This is a genomic window from Mycobacterium sp. 1245111.1, assembly GCF_001673405.1.
In the GTDB taxonomy this organism is placed as follows: Bacteria; Actinomycetota; Actinomycetes; order Mycobacteriales; family Mycobacteriaceae; genus Mycobacterium.
Genome location: NZ_LZLV01000152.1, coordinates 46341 through 63215, shown reverse-complemented (window position 1 = coordinate 63215; position 16875 = coordinate 46341). Strand labels below are relative to the sequence as shown.

16 protein-coding genes and 1 pseudogene are annotated in these 16875 nt (G+C 66.7%); 4 read left to right on the top strand and 13 right to left on the bottom strand.

Annotation, left to right across the window (positions count from 1 at the left end):
- Window positions 1-49: 49 nt before the first annotated feature.
- The gene (locus A5658_RS25175) at window positions 50-1462 is read left to right on the top strand and encodes an NAD(P)/FAD-dependent oxidoreductase (protein ID WP_067341863.1); all 1413 of its coding nucleotides are present in this window, start codon (window positions 50-52) and stop codon (window positions 1460-1462) included.
- Here the strand turns inward: A5658_RS25175 and A5658_RS25170 are convergent.
- From A5658_RS25170 to A5658_RS25155, 4 genes and pseudogenes are all read right to left on the bottom strand, one after another.
- On the bottom strand, window positions 1456-2319 hold the full coding sequence (locus A5658_RS25170) for a 3-hydroxyacyl-CoA dehydrogenase family protein (RefSeq protein ID WP_082993418.1): 864 nt from the start codon (window positions 2317-2319) through the stop codon (window positions 1456-1458). The genes A5658_RS25175 and A5658_RS25170 overlap by 7 nt on opposite strands.
- A 26-nt stretch (window positions 2320-2345) precedes the next feature.
- A pseudogene (locus tag A5658_RS25165) lies at window positions 2346-3970 on the bottom strand (MFS transporter).
- Window positions 3971-4021: 51 nt separating this feature from the next.
- Window positions 4022-4786: an SOS response-associated peptidase gene (locus A5658_RS25160; protein WP_067341950.1), complete on the bottom strand. Its 765-nt coding sequence runs from the start codon at window positions 4784-4786 to the stop codon at window positions 4022-4024.
- 5 nt (window positions 4787-4791) lie between these two features.
- The gene (locus tag A5658_RS25155) at window positions 4792-6177 is read right to left on the bottom strand and encodes an HNH endonuclease signature motif containing protein (RefSeq protein WP_067341861.1); all 1386 of its coding nucleotides are present in this window, start codon (window positions 6175-6177) and stop codon (window positions 4792-4794) included.
- A gap of 135 nt (window positions 6178-6312) precedes the next feature.
- Between A5658_RS25155 and aroA the strand changes: the two genes are divergently transcribed.
- Together aroA and rsgA are read left to right on the top strand one after the other, a co-directional pair.
- On the top strand, window positions 6313-7593 hold the full coding sequence (aroA, locus tag A5658_RS25150; RefSeq protein ID WP_156751648.1) for a 3-phosphoshikimate 1-carboxyvinyltransferase: 1281 nt from the start codon (window positions 6313-6315) through the stop codon (window positions 7591-7593).
- Window positions 7590-8570 (top strand): ribosome small subunit-dependent GTPase A, encoded by a 981-nt coding sequence (gene rsgA / locus A5658_RS25145; RefSeq protein ID WP_067341857.1) that lies wholly within the window; start codon window positions 7590-7592, stop codon window positions 8568-8570. Before aroA ends, rsgA begins: the two co-directional genes overlap by 4 nt.
- 9 nt (window positions 8571-8579) lie before the next feature.
- On the opposite strand, the gene A5658_RS25140 is transcribed toward rsgA, so the two are convergent.
- The 3 genes from A5658_RS25140 to A5658_RS25130 all read right to left on the bottom strand — a co-directional run bounded on the left by A5658_RS25140 (window position 8580) and on the right by A5658_RS25130 (window position 9724).
- On the bottom strand, window positions 8580-8963 hold the full coding sequence (locus A5658_RS25140; RefSeq protein WP_067341855.1) for a type II toxin-antitoxin system death-on-curing family toxin: 384 nt from the start codon (window positions 8961-8963) through the stop codon (window positions 8580-8582).
- On the bottom strand, window positions 8960-9166 hold the full coding sequence (locus A5658_RS25135; protein ID WP_067341853.1) for a CopG family transcriptional regulator: 207 nt from the start codon (window positions 9164-9166) through the stop codon (window positions 8960-8962). The genes A5658_RS25140 and A5658_RS25135 overlap by 4 nt, the downstream gene beginning before the upstream one ends.
- A gap of 66 nt (window positions 9167-9232) precedes the next feature.
- The gene (locus A5658_RS25130; RefSeq protein ID WP_067341948.1) at window positions 9233-9724 is read right to left on the bottom strand and encodes an SRPBCC family protein; all 492 of its coding nucleotides are present in this window, start codon (window positions 9722-9724) and stop codon (window positions 9233-9235) included.
- A gap of 19 nt (window positions 9725-9743) precedes the next feature.
- Here A5658_RS25130 and A5658_RS25125 point away from each other — a divergent pair, with 19 nt between their 5' ends.
- A complete protein-coding gene (locus A5658_RS25125) occupies window positions 9744-10766 on the top strand; it encodes an LLM class flavin-dependent oxidoreductase (RefSeq protein WP_067341946.1) in 1023 nt (340 codons plus the stop codon).
- 188 nt (window positions 10767-10954) lie between these two features.
- Here the strand turns inward: A5658_RS25125 and A5658_RS25120 are convergent, their stop codons facing one another.
- From A5658_RS25120 to A5658_RS25095, 6 genes are all read right to left on the bottom strand, one after another.
- Window positions 10955-11479 carry a hypothetical protein gene (locus A5658_RS25120; protein WP_067341851.1) on the bottom strand — a complete coding sequence of 175 codons (525 nt, stop codon included), beginning with the start codon at window positions 11477-11479 and terminating at the stop codon, window positions 10955-10957.
- Window positions 11480-11488: 9 nt separating this feature from the next.
- Window positions 11489-12781 (bottom strand): fatty acid desaturase, encoded by a 1293-nt coding sequence (locus A5658_RS25115; protein ID WP_067341849.1) that lies wholly within the window; start codon window positions 12779-12781, stop codon window positions 11489-11491.
- Window positions 12782-12865: 84 nt separating this feature from the next.
- Window positions 12866-14017 carry a ferredoxin reductase gene (locus A5658_RS25110; RefSeq protein ID WP_067341846.1) on the bottom strand — a complete coding sequence of 384 codons (1152 nt, stop codon included), beginning with the start codon at window positions 14015-14017 and terminating at the stop codon, window positions 12866-12868.
- Window positions 14018-14101: 84 nt separating this feature from the next.
- A complete protein-coding gene (locus tag A5658_RS25105) occupies window positions 14102-14617 on the bottom strand; it encodes a hypothetical protein (protein WP_156751647.1) in 516 nt (171 codons plus the stop codon).
- A gap of 16 nt (window positions 14618-14633) precedes the next feature.
- On the bottom strand, window positions 14634-15449 hold the full coding sequence (ppk2, locus tag A5658_RS25100) for a polyphosphate kinase 2 (RefSeq protein ID WP_231997440.1): 816 nt from the start codon (window positions 15447-15449) through the stop codon (window positions 14634-14636).
- Window positions 15450-15464: 15 nt separating this feature from the next.
- A complete protein-coding gene (locus A5658_RS25095) occupies window positions 15465-16865 on the bottom strand; it encodes a wax ester/triacylglycerol synthase family O-acyltransferase (RefSeq protein ID WP_067341839.1) in 1401 nt (466 codons plus the stop codon).
- Window positions 16866-16875: the final 10 nt, after the last annotated feature.

The window sequence follows — 16875 nt, the reverse complement described above, 5'->3', positions numbered from 1 at the left end:
GAATCCTCGGTATGGGGAGATTGGGCTCGGCACGACATAGGGTTTGCGTATGACGAGCACGGCAGTGGTGGTGGGAAGTGGGCCCAACGGGCTGGCAGCTGCCATCACTCTCGCTCAGCGCGGACTGGAGGTCACCGTGCTCGAGGCTGCCGAAGAAATCGGCGGCGGCACCCGCAGCAGCGAGGCCATCCTGCCCGGTCTGCTGCACGACCACTGCTCGGCGATTCACCCGATGGCCGTCGGCTCGCAGTTCCTGAGCGGCCTTGGCCTGGATCGCTACGGCCTGACCTGGCGCTGGCCGGAGATCGACTGCGTCCATCCGCTCGACGACGGCAGCGCCGGAGTGCTGCGCCGCTCGGTGGAGCAGACCGCGGCCGGCCTCGGTCGCGATGGAGCCCGGTGGCGGCGCGCCTTCGGCTACGCGGCATCCCGGTTCGACGCGCTCAGCGAAGACATCATGGGGCCGCTGCTTCGTATCCCGCACCACCCGCTGATGCTGGCCCGGTTCGGTGCGCCGACCGTGCTGCCGGCATCGACGTTCGCCCAGCTGTTCCGTACCCCGCAGGGCCGAGCCCTGTTCGGAGGTGTTGCCGCGCATGCCTTTCGGCCGTTGCATTACCCGATGACATCGGCGATCGGGATGGGCATCATCACCGCGGGTCACCGGCACGGCTGGCCGGTCGCCGAAGGCGGGTCGCAGTCGATCGCCAACGCGATGGTGGCGGTGCTGGGTGAGTTGGGCGGCAAGATCGAGACCGGCGTCCGGATTCAGACCGCGTCGCAGCTGCCGCCCGCCGACATCACGATGTTCGACCTCGCCCCCGAAACCGTTGCCCGCATCCTTGGCGATCGTCTACCACGCCGAGTTTCGCGCGCCTTCAGCACATTCCGTCGTGGGCCGGGCGCGTTCAAGGTCGACTTCGCCGTGCAGGGCGGCGTGCCGTGGACGAACCCGGACGCGCATCGCGCAGGCACTGTGCACGTGGCCGGCAGCTACCGCGAACTCGCCGCCACCGAGCGCGACGTCCACGCCGGGCGGATGCCCGAGCGGCCGTTCGTGCTGGTCGGGCAGCAATACCTGGCCGACCCGCAGCGATCGGTGGGTGATGTACACCCGGTGTGGACGTATGCCCATGTGCCCAACGGCTTCTCCGGTGACGCGACGCAGGCGATCACCGCCCAGATCGAGCGGTTCGCGCCGGGTTTCCGGGAGCGGATCGTCGGACACGCGGTGCGGACCCCCGAGCAATTCGCCTCGATGAACGCCAACTTCCTCGGCGGCGACATCATGACCGGCGCCAAGGACATTCGTCAGCTGGCCTTCGGACCGCGAATAACGTTGTCGCCGTACCGCATTGGAATCCCCGGCATGTACATCTGCTCGGCGGCGACTCCCCCGGGCCCCGGCGCCCACGGCATGTGCGGAGCGAATGCGGCCGGCCTCGCACTCACCGATCAGTAGCGGTAGAAGCCCTCGCCGGTCTTGATGCCGAGCTTGCCCGCGTCGACGTAGGTTTGCAGCAAGTCCCGCGGCCCTGTTGGCAGGTGCGGAAACTGCTCTACGTAATGGTTTTCGATGTCGAGGGCGACGTCGAGGCCGACCAGATCCATCAACTGGAACGGGCCGGCGGGCGCGCCCAGGTTGAGCTTGTACATCCCGTCGACGTCTTCGGGGCGAGCCACTCCCTCGGCGACCACCGCGAGCGACTCACGCTTGATCGCCGCCCACACCCGATTGAAGATGAACCCGGTGCACTCCTTGCGCGCCTCGAACGGGTAGACACCAAACTCCGGCAGCACCGCCAGCAGGGTGTCGAGCAGGCCGCGATCGGTCTGCCCGTCGGACATCAGGTCCAGGCCCGTGACCTCGGGTGGCATGTAGAAGTGGGTGTTGCACAAACGTGTTTTGTCGCTGACCTTTTCGGCCATCAGACGCGACGGGTATGACGACGAATTCGTGGCGAAGATGGCGCCCGGCGGGGCGAGTTCGTCGACCTCACCCCACAGCGGAATCTTGATCTCGAGTTTCTCCGGTGCCGACTCCACCACCAGCCACACCCCGTCCAGCGCCTCCGCCAGCGACGTCGTGGTAACGACGACGCCCGGCTCGCCGAATCCGCGGCTTTCAATCACGCTCGGAAGCGCTTGTGTTACAAACTGTTCCGCCTCAGCGAGTTGTTCGTCACGGCGTCCGTAGATACGCACGGTACCGCCACGGCTGGCGAACATCAACGCGATACGGCGTCCCAGCGTCCCGGCTCCGATCACCGCGACCGGACGATTCCGAATGTCATCAAAGGTGTACGTGTAGGCACTCACATACACATGCTAAGGCGGGCCGAGTCTTACTTAGGCACCCGTTTGGCTAGGTAGTATTCGTCGGTCCGGTTGTGGTCGACGGTGTAACTGACCGCAGCCGTAAAGTTTTCCGAGTCGTAGCCCAGCCAGCGCTCGGTGCGTTGACGCTCGAACTCGCTCCACGACGCCACGGTGAATCTTTCGAGAAAGACATCTGTCTGTCCGACACTGTGATACAGCCTCCAGCTGTGGCCGCCGGTTCTCAGCCGTGATCGCCGGACCTTGCTCATCGCCTTGATGAAGTCGTCCTGGTTGTGCTCCGCCACCTGGTAGCGGACCGCGACCAGGACCGGGCCGTCGTGCGGAGATGGCTCGAACATCAGCATCGGCTCGGGCCAGGCGGTGGACACGTCGACGTTCAATTTTCCGGTGTTCGGCCGCAGGGGCAGGCCGACAACGCTGAGCGCAGCGGCGCCCAGCGCCACCGCCGACCAGAGCAGCGCCGTGTCGCACCCCGCCTGAGACGCGACCGCACCCCAGACATAGGCACCGATTGCCTGGGCTCCGGTGGACACCAGGAGATACAACGACAACGCGCGGGCCCGCACCCATTGCGGCAATGCCAGCTGCGCCGCCCCGTTCAACGTTGCCAACGTGATCAGCCACGCCACCCCCGACAACATCAAGACGGGGATCGCCGCGGCAAACGGCAGCCAGATAACCGCAAGCGGCGCAACTCCATATACGGCGGCCGATAGGGCCAGCAGAACGTTGTCCGACATCCGCTGGTGCAACCGTGCGGCGACGACGGCACCGACCAGGGCGCCAAAGCCGATGACTCCCAACGCCACACCATAGCCATCGGCCCCCAGGTGCCATGTCCGGGCGGCCGCCACCGGCAGTAGCGCCAACAACGCCGACGCGGGAAACAGGAAAAGCGCAACAGGATTCGGCGGAAAATCGGGCCGTTGATCACATAGAGCAGCCCGCTGATGATGGCCTGGCCGAAGTGTTCTCGCTCGAGTGGCGCGAGTTGCTTGGGTCGTTTCCAGACCAGCAGCGCAACGATGATGCCCGCGAACGAGATCGCGTTGATCGCGAAAACCGCTGCGGGGCCGGCGAGCGCGACGATGCAGCCGCCGATCGCCGGTCCGATGGCTCGGGAAGCATTACCCGACACACTGCCCAACATCGCGACGGCCGGTATCTGCTCGCGCGGTACAACTTCGGGCTGAATCGCCTGCCAGTCGGGCCCGGCGAGCGCAGAAGCGCAACCAATGGCCACAGTGAACATCAACAGTGTCGTCGGGGTGAGCCGACCGAGGTACGTCAGCACCGCCAGGGCGAGTGCGACCACCACCGCGTATGACTGCAGGAATATCAGTAACCGCCGCCGGTCGAATAAATCGGCGAGCGCACCGGCGAACAGGCCGAAAAGCAGCGCCGGCCCGAGGCTCGCCGTCTGGACCAGTGCCACGATCACGTCAGGGCTGTGCTTTTCGACCAAAAACCATTGGGCCGCCACGCTTTGCATCCACGTTCCGATATTGGAGCCGAACGCGGCCAGGAATAGGTTGCGGTACACGCGATTGCGCAGCGGTGCCCACACGGACGACGTCTCACCGTCCGGATGCTCGGCAGGTTCAACCGCCACTGCCCCGACGTTCGACATACGGCAACGCCTTTCGCGCAGGATGGGGTTAGACAGTGTAGGGCCTGCGAGTTACAACAAGGTGGCCTGTTCAGGCTGGGGTTCGGCCGGCTCCAACAACTCCGGACCGTTGTTGCGAATGTTGTTGACCAGCGTCGAGACTTCGCGCATCTCGATGCCCTCGATGCTCGGCGGGGCGGCCAGGAAATCGAGGTCGGGCGGCGCGTCGGGATCCAGCCAACGATCCCATTCGCTCTCCGGCACGATCAGCGGCATCCGGTCGTGGATCTGGCCGAGCCGATCGACCGCGTCGGTGGTGATGATCGTGCAGCTCAGCAACGGTTCGCCGTCCTTGGCAGGTTTCCAGACCGACCACAGTCCTGCCATGAACAGCATCTCGCCGTCGGCGCGGTGCAGGAAGAACGGCGTCTTGCGGGCCTTCTTGCCGGCGTCGGTATCGGGGTTGGCCCGCCACTCGTAGTAACCATCCATCGGCACCAGGCAGCGCTTGGACTTGGCGCTGGAGCGAAATGCCGGCGAGGTGGTGACTTTGTCGGCGCGGGCGTTGATCAGCAACGGCCCTTTGGAGTCGGGGGCGCCGTCGGCGCCGGCCTTCACCCACGGCGGGATCAGCCCCCAGCGCATCGACCGGACCCGCCGGGTGGGCTCGTCGTCGGGCTCGTCGTGGCGGCGCACCACGGTGGTGATCGTCGTGGTCGGCGCCACGTTGTAGTTCGGACCGGTCGGAGATTGTCGCGCCGCCGTGTCCTCCAGGATCGCCTCGATCTTCTCGGCCAGCACCGCCGGGTCCGTCGTCACCGCGAATCGTCCGCACATGCCTTTCATGGTGCCAGCGGATCGGGCGGGCCTGGACCTCCGCGCAGCAATTCGTCGGGATGGTGAGCGTGGTTGATTTCTGGTGGACCGCAGCCGTCGGTCCAGCCCAGCCGACCGTCCTCGGTGATCACCGTGCGTGCTTGGCCGCGGCTGACCACGCCGTGATCGTGACCGCACAAGAAGTAGAGCTTGTCCGCGTCGGTCCTGCCACCGCGCCCCCAGTCATCGCCGTGGTGCACTTCGCAGTAATAACCCGGCACCAAGCAATGGGGTCGGGTGCAGCCGCGGTCACGCGCGTAACAGATGAGTCGCTGGTCGTGGGTCGCAATGCGTTTCTGGCGGCCCAGGTACAACGGACGTTCGATGTGATTGTCGAACACAGCAAGGTAATGAATTGCGTTGGCGGCCAGGCGAATCAGATCCCGCATCGGCAGGCGGGACCCACCGCCCGTGCGGGCAGGTGCCGGCATCGGGACGGAAGCGTCGACGGCGGCGTGTGCGGCCTGGTCGAGTTCGGCCAGGGTGGCGGTGATGACCACCGTGACCGGGTGACCGCGATGCACGCCGAGGTCACCGGAGGCGATCGCCGTCCGCAATCCGAGTCTGAGCGCGTCGTGGCAACGCTGCGCCGGGGTGCGGTCGTCGCGCTCTGCGGAGTCACGGGCGTCGGGTTGGTGTCGGCCCGGGCGCGCCGCCGCCTCGATTGCCTCGAAATACGCGCGCGTCTCCGGATCGAGCCAACCCGACAGCCGCGACATCCCGTCGGGCCCCTGAGTGCCGAGGTGCACCCCGCGACGGCGGGCACGATCCTCGTCGCTGAACAGGCCGTCGGGGTTGAGATAGTCGGCGATGCGCTGACCGAGTTTGACCACGATGCCCGCGTCGACGGTGCGCGCATGCTCGACCAGCGTGCGCTCGGCCGCTGCTACGTCGCTCGGCGATATGCCGGCCGGCAACACATCCACCGCGCGGCATACCGCTCTGATGTGGTCGTCACCGACAACCCCGGCCTCCACCGCGGCGGCCAACTCCGGCAATTCCGCGGCGATCGGCGGCCCGGTCAGCGACCGGCGGGGCCGGATGCGGGCGGCGAGCTTGCAGCGCCGGGTGATCTCTTGCGGAGTGATGCGCAATCGCTTCCACAGCGCAGATCGCATAGCGGCGATGGCCTCGCCTTCATCCGGCGGGTCGGCGATCTCGCCGAAATAGCGATACATCAGCCCACGGTTAATGCGCTCCTGGGTTTCCAGCCGCTCAGCCACATCGACGCGGAAAGCGTTGCCCACCAGGCTCGACGAGGTTTCGCGCAGCACCCCGTGGGCAGCATCGACAGCGTCCAAGGCAGCCAGGATCCGTTCCCGTGCCTGCTCGGCGCCGATCGAAAAACTCATACCTCGACGCTAAAAAGCAACCCGACAAAACTGTCTCCGCGCCGCAGTGCGACCACCGAGCTGTGGATCAACTCGCGACTGTGGATAACTCCGCATCGGCCGACCCGCTATGCCCGGTAGGCAACAATGGAGCACGTGAATGCCTGGCCCGCCCCCTACACGTCGCGGCCGGTACACGCGACGGTGACGGTGCCGGGCTCGAAATCACAGACCAACCGGGCGCTGGTGCTCGCGGCGCTGGCCGCGGTCAACGGCACCTCGACGATCAGCGGCGCGCTGCGCAGCCGCGACACCGACCTGATGATCGGCGCGCTGGAAGCCCTCGGTCTGCGGGTCGACGGGCCGGCCGACGAGCTGACGGTCAGCGGGACGATCACCCCCGCCGATGGCGCCCGCATCGACTGCGGCCTGGCCGGCACGGTGTTGCGGTTCGTCCCGCCGCTGGCGGCACTCGGGCGCTCGGCGGTGACGTTCGACGGCGACGAGCAGGCCCGGATCCGGCCGATCGCGCCGCTGCTGGACGGCCTGCGCGGCCTCGGGGTCGACATCGACGGCGGCGGCCTGCCGTTCCGGGTTCGCGGGGCCGGAAAGGTCGCGGGCGGCGCGGTGGACATCGACGCCTCGGCCTCGTCGCAGTTCGTGTCCGGCCTGCTACTGGCGGGCGCGTCGTTCAGCGACGGCCTGACCGTGCACCACGTCGGCTCGTCGCTGCCGTCGGCGCCGCACATCGCGATGACGGTGGCGATGCTGCGTCAGGCCGGCGTCGACGTCGACGACGCAACGCCCAACAGCTGGCAGGTGCGGCCGGGCCCGGTAGCTGCGCGGCATTGGCAGATCGAGCCGGACCTGTCTAACGCCGTCCCGTTCATCGCCGCGGCGGTGGTCAGCGCGGGCACCGTCCGCATCGCCGGTTGGCCGGCGACCAGCATCCAACCGGCCGACGCCATCCTGGGCATCCTCACGCAGCTGAATTGCGTTGTGAAGCACGGTGATTCGGATCTGGAAGTGCAGGGACCCCCGTCCTATCCGGGCTTCGACGTCGACCTGCGCGACGTCGGAGAGCTCACCCCGTCGGTGGCGGCGCTCGCGGCGCTGGCGGCGCCGGGTTCGGTGTCCCGGCTGTCCGGGATCGCCCACCTGCGCGGTCACGAAACCGACCGACTGGCCGCGCTGAGCACCGAGATCAACCGGCTGGGCGGCGCATGCCGCGAAACCGCCGACGGGCTCGAGATCACCGCGACACCGCTGCACGCGGGTACCTGGCAGTCCTATGCCGACCACCGAATGGCGACGGCCGGCGCGATCGTCGGCCTGCGGGTCGAGGGCGTGCGGGTCGACGACATCGAGACCACCGCCAAGACACTGCCGAATTTCCCGGCGATGTGGGCCGAGATGCTTAGGCAGCCAAGCGGTTGAAGCCGGACGACTACGACGAGTCCGACGTAAAGATCCGCTCCGGGAAAGGCTCCCGGCCGCGGACCAAAACCCGCCCCGAACACGCCGACGCGAAACCCGCGATGGTGATCAGTGTCGACCGCGGCCGTTGGGGTTGCGCCCTCGACGGCGACGCCGAGCGGCGTGTCACCGCGATGCGGGCCCGGGAATTAGGCCGCACGCCAATCGTGGTGGGTGACGAGGTCGACATTGTCGGCGACCTGTCCGGACGCCCGGACACGTTGGCCCGCATCGTCCGTCGCGGCCCGCGGCGAACCCTGTTGCGGCGCACCGCCGATGACACCGATACGACCGAACGGGTGGTGGTCGCCAACGCCGATCAGCTGCTGATCGTGGTGGCGTTGGCCGATCCCCCGCCGCGCACCGGGCTGGTCGACCGGACGCTGATCGCGGCCTACACCGGCGGCCTGGCCCCGATTCTGTGCCTCACCAAGACCGATCTCGCGCCCGCTGGGCCGTTCACCGAGCAGTTCGCCGACCTCGATCTGACGGTGATCACCGCCGGCCGCGACGACCCGCTGGACGCGGTGTCACACCTGCTGATCGGCAAAATCACTGTGCTGCTTGGCCATTCCGGCGTAGGCAAGTCGACCCTAGTGAATCGCCTTGTACCAGAAGCGCATCGAGCAGTCGGCGAGGTGACCGACATCGGCCGCGGGCGGCACACGTCGACCCAGTCGGTGGCGCTGCCGCTCGACCACGACAGCTGGGTGATCGACACCCCGGGCATTCGCTCCTTCGGCCTTGCCCACATCAAGCCCGACGACGTGGTGGTGGCGTTCTCCGACCTGGCCGAGGCGATCGAAGACTGTCCCCGCGGCTGTGGGCACCTGGGGCCGCCGGCCGATCCCGAATGCGCGTTGGACGCCGTCACCGGCCCGGCGGTGCGCCGAGTCGCCGCGGCCCGGCGACTGCTGGCCGCGCTGCGCGAGGGCTGAGCGTGCGTCTCAGCCGTCCTGGTAGCTCCATGCGCGTAGTTGCTCGGCGATCTTGTCAACATCGGGCAGTGCACCGGTGGCGACCTGAATCACGAATTCGAAGCGGTCGTCCTCAGGGGCGGTTATCCCGTGGCCATTGATCGCCAGGAACGTACGGCAGGCGGTCCAAGCCAATCGCTTGTTTCCATCTACCAGTGCGTGGTTCCGCGCAAGCGAGTGCAGCAGCGCGGCGGCCTTGAGGTGCACATCTGGATAGGCATCCCGGCCGAACACCGACGCGCGCGGGCGCGCCGATGCGGATTCCAGCAGCCCGTAATCCCCCACCATGGCGTCGGAGGCGACAGCGGCACGAGCAATGTTCACCAGGTCGTCGAGATCCAGGTACTCGGTCACGCGTCTTTAAGGCGCTCTAAGACCCCAGCCTCTTCGCGTACCACACGCTCCAGCGCGGTAGCGACCTTGGCCTTATGCGCGCGGCGCGCGATGTACTCGTCGATGGCCGAAAGCGCGACTGCCTGCATGGACCGCCCCTCGGCAGTGGCCTGCCTGCGTAGCGCTGCCGTCTGTTCGGCACTCGTGCGCAGAGTCATACCCATGACCGCATGATACCGGATTGATACCACCGTCGCAGCTACCGCCAACGGCGCTCAACCGAGGTTGATTCAGCCCTCCGCCTGCGAGCGGATCCACTCCAGGTTGGCTCGCATGTTCGTCTGCCACTCGGACAGCCGGTTGGCGACGATCCTGGCCTCCTTGTCCGGCATCGCCACGATCGCCGGCGTCAGGCCCGACGGCCCCGGACCCATCCGCCCCCACTGCCGGACGAGCACGCCGTCGCTGGTCGGTTCGACCTCGAACGCCCACCGCGCCCCGGGGCCGTCGGGCCCGACCACGTCGTACACCCACCGGCGCTGATCCTCGACCTCGATGACCTCGCACACCGTCGACCAGTCACCGAACGCCTCGTGCCGGCTGCGTCCCTGGAATCGCGCACCGACTTCGACGCCGGTGGCGCCGTCGAGCCATTCGACGCCCTGCAGCTCCGACGAGCAGTGCGTTGGCAAATTGATGTCGGTCACCAGGGCCCACGCCGTGGGCACGTCGCACCGAACCCGCTGGGTCACTTCGACAGTGGGTAGATCGCGGTAACGCATGCTGGTTAGCATGCCACCCATGAAGGTCGGCGCAATGATCGAACCTCGGCTGCCCGGCGCCGTCGAATTCGCACAGGCCGCCGAGCAGATCGGGGTCGCGTCGCTGTGGATCCCCGAAGTCTGGGGCTACGACGCGCTGACCGGACTGGCCTACCTGGCCGCCAAGACGTCGTCGATACGACTCGGAACCTTTGTCGTGCAACTGGGTTCGCGTAGTCCGGCGCTACTGGCGACGTCGGCGCTGAGCCTGCAGAAACTGTCGGGGGGCCGATTCATCCTGGGCGTCGGCACGTCGGGCCCGCGGGTGATGGAGGGCTGGCACGGCGTCCGCTTCCGCAAGCCGGTACAGACGACCCGGGAAACCATCGAGATCATCCGCACGGTCAGCCGCGGCGAGCGCCTCGAGCACGCCGGAGAGATCTACCCGTTGCCGTTGCCCGACAGCCGCGGTGCCGCGCTCAAGCCGATGGTGCGCCCCGATCACGTCCCGGTGTACATCGCGTCGATGGGCCCGCGGAACCTGGAGTTGACCGGTGAGACAGCCGACGGCTGGCTGGGCAACGCGTTCATCCCCGAAGCCGCCGACGTGTTCCTGGGCCCGTTGCGCGACGGCGCCCGGCGCGCCGGGCGGTCGCTCGACGACCTCGACCTGGTCGCGCCGGTCGCGCTCGAATTCCACGACGACCAGGAATCCAGCGACGCCGCCGCCCGCCGCCACGCCGAGGGGTATGCATTCACGATCGGCGCGATGGGGGTCGGCGGGCAGAACTTCTACAATCAAGCGTTCAGTCGACTTGGTTACTCCGACGAGGTCAACATCGTCGCCCAATTGTGGCAAGAAGGCCGCCGCGACGAGGCCCGCGCCGCCGTGCCGCTGAATCTTGGTAAATTGACGAATCTGCTTGGTAACGAGGACATTATCGCCGAGCGGGTAGAGCGCTATCGAGCGGCGGGCATCACGACGCTATTGGCCAAACTCGAGGGTGACCACGAGGAGCAGCTCGACGCGCTGCAGCGACTGGTCGCCATCGCCGAAGTGTGAGCCGGACGTTATCGTGGCGCGGTGAAGCGATGAACGCAGTGGCGTCACCTTTGAACTGTCCGCTGATGAGGCCTTGGTGCTATTCGACTGGCTTTCAAGGACATCGGACTACGAGCGCCCGTCGTGAAACGGCAGCCACGGCTGTGAATCTGCGCGGTTAGCGACCGTGGCGTCGTTTTCGCGGCGATTCACCAGCGCATCATCGGCAGCGGGCGCAGCGGATGCCGCACGGCATGGCCGGTCAAACCCCTGGCCAGGAACGCGTGAAAACCGTTGTACGGCAACGCCTCGACGGCCGCACGGATGGCCGCTCGCCCAATGCCCCGCCGCAGCACTCCGTGGCTGACGTCGATCAGGTCGGCCTGGCGGAACGTCTCGGTGACGCGGTCGCCGTCGAGAGGCCGCAGCCGATGATGCTCGGTGACCAGCGCGCGCAACTGATCGATGTCGGCGATGCCGAACTCGTCGGCATATGCCGCCGCCAGGTCGGCCGACGGCGTGAGGTAGTCGAAGGTGCCCGCCGTCCAGATGCCGAGGTCGTGGGTGGCCCACGCCAGCGCCGCGGCATCGGGAATCGAAAAGCCAAGCAGCAGTTGGTGATACGTCAGGCTTCGGTAGACATGGTTGCGATACGCCGACAAGTCGCCACCCAACGCGTCGCGATGCCGGTCGAGCACGGTGTCGACGATCGGGTGCACGGTGACGACTTCCACCGCGCCAGCTTAAGCGGCGAGGTCGTCCCGCCCTGGTGTTTGGTCCTCATCGGCGAAGGCCCGCCTGTTGCGCCGCCAGCCCCGCACCGTGGCGATCGCGGTCTTCAGCCCGCGACGGCGTCCGGTCGACGGGTCGGTACCGGCGAATCCCGGCTCCAGCGCGGCGAACATCGACTCGCTGCGTGTCTCCGGAGCGTTGTCGGCGGTGTCGCGCAGGTACTTGTCCGGCAGCGACAACTTGGCGATCGTCCGCCACGTCTTTCCGTACTGCACCAGGAAAGGGCCTGTGGTGTAAGGCAAGTCGTACTTCTCGCAGATCTGGCGCACCCGCACCGCGATCTCTTCGTACCGGTTGCTCGGCAGATCCGGGAACAGGTGGTGCTCGATCTGGTGCGACAGGCTCCCGCTCATGAAGCGCATCACCGGGCCCGCGTCGATGTTGGCGCTACCCAGCATCTGGCGCAGATACCAGTGGCCCTTGGTCTCGCCGACCATGTCGGTTTTGGTGAATTTCTCTGCGCCGTCCGGGAAGTGGCCGCAGAAGATGATGGCGTTGGCCCAGACGTTGCGGATGATGTTGGCCAAGATGTTGGCTTTCAACGTCGACTTGAACGAAGCCCACGGCGACGCCGACGTCAGCGCGGGGAACGCGACGTAGTCCTTGAACACCTGGCGGCCGGCCTTGGCCAGGAACTCGTCGACCCGTTCGCGGGCCTCGTCGTTGTCCATCCGCTTCTTGGCGATCTTGCCGACCTCGACGTGCTGGAGACCTACGCCCCACTCGAAGCCGAGCGCAAGCATCGCGTTGAAGAACACATTGAACACATTGAAGCGTTGCCACGGGTGGTCCCGCGTGACGCGCAGCAGGCCGTAGCCCACATCGTCGTCCATGCCGAGGATGTTGGTGTACTTGTGGTGGACGTAGTTGTGGGTGAATCGCCAATGCTTCGAGGACCCCATCATGTCCCACTCCCACGACGAGGAGTGGATCTCGGGATCGTTCATCCAGTCCCACTGGCCGTGCATGACGTTGTGACCGATCTCCATGTTCTCGACGATCTTGGCCACAGCGAGGGTCGTGGTGCCCGCCCACCAGGCGGAGCGTCGCTTGCTGAACGCGAGCATCAGCCGGCCGGCGACTTCCAGTGCGCGCTGAGCGGCGATGGTGCGGCGGATGTAGCGGGCATCGCGCTCGCCACGGGAGTCTTCAATGTCCTGGCGGATGGCATCGAGTTCGACGCCCAGGTTCTCGATGTCGGCGTCCGTCAGATGCGCAAAGACATCGAGGTCGGTGATCGCCATCGTGTGTGTTGCCTTCCTGCAGACTGCAGTTCCTGACCTACGCTATCGTAACCTACGAAAGCGTAGGTTACCAGCGGGTAGCTTCTAAACGTCCAGAGTACAGTCGCCAGACGCGGCGGAAACACAGGTCTGCACGCGTGTCCCCGGCTCGCGCTCCACGCCGGTTCGCAAGTCGCGGACGTGGCCTTCGGTCAGGGCTACCACGCAGGACTGGCAGATCCCCATCCGGCAGCCGAACGGCATCTGTACGCCCGACTGCTCACCGGCGTCCATCAGCGACGTCGCCGCGTCGGCGGTGACGCTTTTGCCGCTCTTGGCGAACGTGACCGTGCCGCCGGTTCCGGCCGGCGCTGCCTTCGACACCGCGAACCGTTCGAGGTGCAGGCGCGTCTTGATACCGGCCGCGGACCAGGCCTGCTCGGCCGAGTCGAGCATCGCTTCCGGCCCGCACGCCCAGGTCTGCCGTTCGCGCCAGTCCGGCACCTCGGCGTCGAGCTTGGACAGATCCAGCCGCCCCTCGCTGCGCGTCGCGCGCAGCTGCAGCTGGTAACCCGGATGTTCGGCTGCCAACCGCTCGAGTTCCCCGCCGAACATCACGTCGTCGGCGGTGGGCGCCGAATGCAGGTGGATCACATCCGTGATCTGGTCCCTACGGACCAGCGTGCGCAGCATCGACATCACCGGCGTGATGCCCGAGCCGGCGGTGAGGAACAGCACGGCGGGCGGCGCCGGGTCGGGCAGCACGAAATTGCCCTGGGGCGCGGCCAATCGGACGATCGTGCCGGGCTGCACGCCGTCCACCAGGTGGCTGGACAGGAAGCCTTCGGGCATCGCCTTCACCGTGATCGTCACCGTGCGCTCGCTGCGGTGCGCGCCGGAGGTCACGGGGCTCGACGTCAACGAGTAGGAACGCCAGCGCCAGCGGCCGTCGATCAGCAGCCCGATGCCCATGTACTGGCCCGGCTCGTAGTCGAAGCTGAACCCCCAGCCGGGCTTGATCACCAGCGTCGCGGAGTCCTTCGTCTCGCGCCGCACTTCCAGGATCCGGCCGCGCAGCTCGCGCGCCGACCACAGCGGGTTGGCGAGGCGCGTGTAGTCGTCGGGCAACAGGGGCGTCGTGATGCGGTGCGCGATCTTGCGCAACGCATGCCAGCCCGGGTGGGTCTCCACGCCGGCCAGCGTAATGGGAATCGTCTCGACGACGTCGGCGGCAGCTCGCGATACTTTTCTGTCCATTGAGGAAACTCCTGGTTCTCGCTCGGGGACAGAACCTACGGTACCGTAACCTACGGTTCCGTAGCTACACGTGCCGCCTGTGACTTACAGCAGCTCGAGCAGGAACGGCAGCTCCTGTGTCGCGTACCAGGCCAGGTCGTGATCCTGGGCATCCCCGACGGTCAGCTCGGCGTCCTCGTCGCCCAAATCCGCCGCGTCGATCACTTCCATCGCCGCTTTGACCTGCGCTTCCGCGGCCGCGTTGTCGACAAACGCGGCGACCACCTCATCAGTCGTCACCGGAGCACCGATCCGCACCACCGCGTCGTCGAGGTCGGGCCGCAACGTGACATCGCCGACATCAGCGACCAGCACCGCGCGCCGAGGCGGCAACCCGCCCTCCTGGTTGTCCTCTTCCGCCGCGACGGCCAGCAGCCGCAGCGATGCCAGCGCCGCCTCGCGCAGCGCGACTTCGCCGAGCTCGTCGTCGTCGCCTTCGGCATAGGCCTCGCGCAGCTTCGGCGTGACCGCGAAGGCGGTACCGCTGACCGGTTGCAGCGAACCGTCAGCGACGAGTCGCTGCAGCATGGCCAGCGTCACCGGGATGTAGATCCGCATCAGATTGCGTTCGTCCTCGTCATTCGGCGTCGCCGATCAGCGTCGCAACATGATCGTCGACGTAGGTCGACAGCTCTCGCGGTGGCCGCTGGTAGTTACCGGTCCTGATCGGGCGGGCGGGCAGTTTGACTTTCGGCAACATCACCGGCCGATAGTCGATGGTGGACAACAGATGCGAGATCATGTTGAGTCGTGCGTGCTTCTTGATGTCCGATTCCACCAAATACCATGGGCTGTAAGGCTTGTCGGTGTGCGCCATCATCTCGTCGCGGGCACGCGAATAATCTTCCCATTTGTACAACGATTCCAGATCCATTGGGCTGAGCTTCCATTGCCGTACCGGATCGTTGCGCCGCGCTTTGAATCGCCGCAACTGTTCGTCTTCGGACACCGAAAACCAGTACTTCCGCAACAGAATTCCGTCGTCGATGAGCATCTGCTCGAAAATCGGCGTCTGCTGCAGGAACAGCGCATGCTCCTGCGGCGTGCAGAATCCCATCACTTTCTCGACACCGGCCCGGTTGTACCAGGACCGGTCGAACAGCACGATCTCACCCTTGGTGGGCAGTTGCGCGACATAGCGCTGGTAGTACCACTGCCCACGCTCGCGATCGGTCGGCGCGGGCAGTGCGGCGATTCGGGCGAAGCGCGGGTTGAGGTATTCGGTGATCCGTTTGATGGTGCCGCCCTTGCCCGCCCCGTCACGGCCTTCGAAAATCACCACGACGCGAATGCCTTCGGCGCGCACCCATTCCTGGAGTTTCACCAATTCCGTTTGCAGCCGGAACAATTCGGCATCGTAGACCCTGTCCGGTAATTTGAGTGCCTTGGTCACCATCGAATCGTAGGGCTACTGCGCGGCTTCCAGCAGTTCATCGAGCGATTCGGCCAGCAATGACGGCAATACGTCGAGGTCGCTCATCGCATCGCGGTCGGCGTTGATGCCGAAATACAGCATGCCGTTGTACGAGGTCACACCGATCGCCAGCACCTGGTTGTTGAGCAGCGGCGGCACCGAGTAGGTCTCGAGCAACTTCGCGCCGGCGATGTACATCTGCGATTGGGCGCCCGGCGCGTTGGTGATCAACAGGTTGAACAAGCGTGGCGACAGGCTGGTTGCGACCCGAATCCCCATGGCGTGCAGGGTCGGTGGCGCAAACCCGGACAGCGTGGCGATGGTGCGAGCGTCGACCAGGCTGGCCGCCGTCGGGTTGGTCTCGGTGGCGTGCGCGATCTGCGACAGTCGCACCACCGCGTTGCCCTCGCCGACCGGCAGGTCGACCAGAAACGGCGCCACCTGGCTGATGGCCTGGCCGCGGTTCGAGGAGTCGAAGGCTTCGTACACCGGCAGCGGCGCCATCGCCCGCACGGTCGCCGTCTGCGCCGGCGGCTCACCGCGCGACAGCAGCCAGTTCCGCAGCGCGCCGGTGATCACCGCCAGAATCACGTCGTTGACGTCGCAGTTATAGCGCGACCGGATCACCCGGTAGTCGTCGAGTCGTCCGACGGCAACCGTGTAGCGCCGGTTGCGCGACACCGTGGTGTTCAGCGGGCTACGCGGAGCGGAGCCCCGGGCCAGCGTTCGTACGACATCGATCATCCGCCGCCCCGCGTCGACGAGCTGGCCGGAGTTGGTCGCGAGGTCGAAGAGCCCACTGCTGACGGCCTTCATCTGCGCCTGGGGGCGGGTGGCCCAGTCGCCGATCGCGCCGAGCATCAGCCGCGCCCTGCCGGGTTCGCGGGCCGGCAGCCAGATGTCCTCGACGAACGGCGGCGGACGACGACTCCGGTCGGCGATGACGTGGCTGATCTCCACCGCACCCATGCCGTTGACCAGCGCCTGGTGCGACTTGGTGTAGAGCGCCAGTCGATTCTTGGCGAGCCCCTCCACCAGGTACATCTCCCACAGCGGCCGCGAGCGGTCCAGCGGCCGGGCGGCCAGCCGGCCGATCAGCTCATGCAGTTGCTCGTCGCTGCCCGGCGAGGGCAGCGCGGAGCGCCGGACGTGATAGGTGATGTCGAAGTCGCGGTCGTCCACCCAGACCGGGCGGGCCAGGCGCATCGTCACTTCGCGGACCTTCTGCCGGTACCTCGGCACCTTCGGCAGCTGCCGCTCGACCGCGGCCAGCAGAGCCTCGTAGCTCAACCCGGCACGCGGCTGACGCAGGATCGACAGCGAGCCGACGTACAGCGGAGTCGCGGAATTCTCCAGCTGGTAGAACGAGGCGTCCGATGCCGATAACCGGGTCACGTCGCCTCTC

Excerpts from the sequence above, each read along its gene's own strand:
- A5658_RS25175 (WP_067341863.1), top strand. The coding sequence starts at position 50 with ATGACGAGCACGGCAGTGGTGGTGGGAAGTGGGCCCAACGGGCTGGCA.
- A5658_RS25160 (WP_067341950.1), bottom strand. The coding sequence starts at position 4,786 with ATGTGCGGACGATTCGCGGTGACGACGGACCCGGCGGTGCTGGCCGAG.
- A5658_RS25155 (WP_067341861.1), bottom strand. The coding sequence starts at position 6,177 with ATGAGTTTTTCGATCGGCGCCGAGCAGGCACGGGAACGGATCCTGGCT.
- A5658_RS25135 (WP_067341853.1), bottom strand. The coding sequence starts at position 9,166 with ATGGGTATGACTCTGCGCACGAGTGCCGAACAGACGGCAGCGCTACGC.
- A5658_RS25130 (WP_067341948.1), bottom strand. The coding sequence starts at position 9,724 with ATGCGTTACCGCGATCTACCCACTGTCGAAGTGACCCAGCGGGTTCGG.
- A5658_RS25125 (WP_067341946.1), top strand. The coding sequence starts at position 9,744 with ATGAAGGTCGGCGCAATGATCGAACCTCGGCTGCCCGGCGCCGTCGAA.
- A5658_RS25115 (WP_067341849.1), bottom strand. The coding sequence starts at position 12,781 with ATGGCGATCACCGACCTCGATGTCTTTGCGCATCTGACGGACGCCGAC.
- A5658_RS25110 (WP_067341846.1), bottom strand. The coding sequence starts at position 14,017 with ATGGACAGAAAAGTATCGCGAGCTGCCGCCGACGTCGTCGAGACGATT.